Genomic DNA, 2,263 nt, shown 5'->3' with positions numbered 1-2,263 from the left:
GCAATGGCTCTGGACTTACAACAACGACCGCCCGAACATGGGCATCGGCGGCATCACACCCGCCCAGAAACTGAAAATGGCCGCATGAGTTCTACGAATGGACCCCGTTAGAAATGGGAGGATTACCATGGGTCTTCCTCGGTCTCTCTGCGCATAAATTAATGAACTTGCTCAAGCTTCCTTACACGTTGGGCTGGATTGGAGCGATCATGATTGCACCCGACACCGATGCCGACCCGGAGCCACGCCCATGACCCGCCCGAACCCCACGCCTCGCCAGCAACTGTGTGCCGAGAAGGACGAGGGGAACCGGCAGGCGGCGCTTGCAGCCTCTATGTTCAAGAAGGCCGAGATCGGTGCCATTCTCGCACGGCTGCAGCCGCTCGGCGACGAACATTTCAACGCAAGCCCGGACGCGATTGGCCGGGGCACGTCGGCACGCTTTAGATAGCCGGATCACCCGACCTCTGACCAGCGCATTGAAGTTTGCAGCATGACGGCGGATTGAGTTTCAGCGAGGACGCTCTGAGTGAACCCGACTGTTTCCCCTACATCAGGCTGTCGGCCCAGCTCTCACCTGCAGTCTGGAAGATCTCGCTAGTGAAATCTGCATCTGCTACGTTCTGTTCTGCTGGAAAGGACAGACCCATGGCATCAGCAAGCCACAAACCGACCTCGGTGTTGTCAACTCTTCCTTCCAGACGGTTGGCTCCCGGGCCGAAGGCAAACAGCGAGATATCCGTATCGGTGTGCTCTGTCGTCGTGTATTCGACGCCGCCACGTACATTCAGAAACGTACTGAAGTCGAAGATCGCGTCCTCGATGCCCGCGGCATTCAGGATGGAAAAGATTTCTTCACGTTCCAACCGGACCGATCCTCCGGTCAGATCGGAAACCGTTTCCTGAACAGCATTGATGACGGACCGCGGACTGAGTCTCCAGCCCAAGTCGGCGATGGCCTCAGCAGCTTCGAAGAACATTTCCGCGTAAGGTGCTTCATAGCTCTGGAACACGGCGGGCGTTCGATCGCCATCCAAATCAAGGCGCATCCCGCCGGTCTCGTGATCGGCGACGGACACAACGAGTATGCCCGGATTTTTCTCGGCATAGTCGACCGCCACCTGCATGGCGTTCTCGTATTCCTCTGCCGCACGCATGACAGAGGCCGCGTCATGTGCATGCGCCCATGTGTCTGTTCCGGCCGCCTCGACAACAAGGAAGAAGCCGTCTTCATCTGTGCCGAGCCGATCGAGGGCGGTCTCGGTCATCTCGGCCAGGGTGGGTTCGCTCGAGCGGTCGCCGAGCGGCAGGCCGAGCGGCCCGAAGTTGAAGAGGCCGAGAAGGCGCTCTCCCTCCGAAACGTTGAGCGCGTTTGCCGTGGTGACATAGTCGAAGCCCGCAGCCTTGGCCTCATGCAGGGTTGTTATTCCGTTCTGGTCGGGATCTGCCCAGAAATCCTCGCGGCCACCGCCGAGAATGACCGTCAGTTCACCCCGATCGATATAATCTTGGGCGATTTCGGTGCGATTGTCGCGATCCTCGTTGCTGGCGCCAAAGGCCGCCGGCGTTGCCCCGGCCACGGCGTCGGTGGTAACGATGCCAGTCGCCTTTCCCGCCTCATGTGCAAGGGTCAGGACCGAGACAAGGGGGGTGCCATCCACGTCCACGGCGATCGACCCGTTGTTGGTCTTCACTCCGGTCGCATAGGCGGTGGCGGCGGAAGCGGAGTCGGGGATCGGACGGCTGGCCGAGGAGGTTTCCACGAGAATTTGGAAACCGCTTTTCCACAGCGGTGCACTCCCCTTGTAGAACTCGTACGCCTCCGCGGCTACGTCCCCAAAACCGTCAGGCACCATGAATATGACGCTTGTCGTAGTTCCCTCTGTCCCGGGATAAATCCCGCCGGCTGCGTTGACGCCCAGATCGTGGTTCTCGTTCAACATCGAACTACCTCACCATCTTCCGCAAGAACTCAGAAGCACAGCATATAACCGAATCGGGTATGATGCAGCCCCAACTCGCCCAACCGGAGGGGCATCGCACCTCTCCCTTCACCAACATGGCATCTCGCGTCTGCCGGATGCCGGTGGCAACGCGCAGTCTGCGCCTCTCGGCTCTAGCAGGGCGCTGAATTATCACTACTCTGCCAGGTTTTGTGGTAGTTCGGGGTGGTGCTCACGGGAGGTGCCGTGATGAGAGCAACCACAAGCCACTGGCGGGCTGCCTATGAGGCTTGGCTCGCACCTTTCCTAGCTCGGCTCGG

The 2,263-nt window shown here is 59.7% G+C and carries 2 protein-coding genes; one reads left to right on the top strand and one right to left on the bottom strand.

Translation table 11 applies throughout. The features are described from left to right. Positions 1–250 precede the first annotated feature (250 nt). Positions 251–451, top strand: a complete 201-nt coding sequence (locus H5395_RS18165) for a hypothetical protein (RefSeq protein ID WP_182793935.1) — start codon at positions 251–253, stop codon at positions 449–451. 97 nt (positions 452–548) lie between these two features. Here the strand turns inward: H5395_RS18165 and H5395_RS18160 are convergent, their stop codons facing one another. Next, positions 549–1,943: an alkaline phosphatase gene (locus H5395_RS18160; RefSeq protein ID WP_182793933.1), complete on the bottom strand. Its 1,395-nt coding sequence runs from the start codon at positions 1,941–1,943 to the stop codon at positions 549–551. Between the last annotated feature and the right edge of the window lie 320 nt (positions 1,944–2,263).

Origin of the sequence: Paracoccus sp. MC1854 (assembly GCF_014164635.1) — a bacterium.
Lineage (GTDB): Bacteria > Pseudomonadota > Alphaproteobacteria > Rhodobacterales > Rhodobacteraceae > Paracoccus.
Note: the sequence above shows the minus strand (reverse complement) of the source record. Positions and strands in the feature narration are given on the sequence as shown.

What these genes read in the sequence shown, in the direction of transcription:
- H5395_RS18160 (WP_182793933.1), bottom strand. Translation starts at nt 1,943, where the DNA reads ATGTTGAACGAGAACCACGATCTGGGCGTCAACGCAGCCGGCGGGATT.
- H5395_RS18165 (WP_182793935.1), top strand. Translation starts at nt 251, where the DNA reads ATGACCCGCCCGAACCCCACGCCTCGCCAGCAACTGTGTGCCGAGAAG.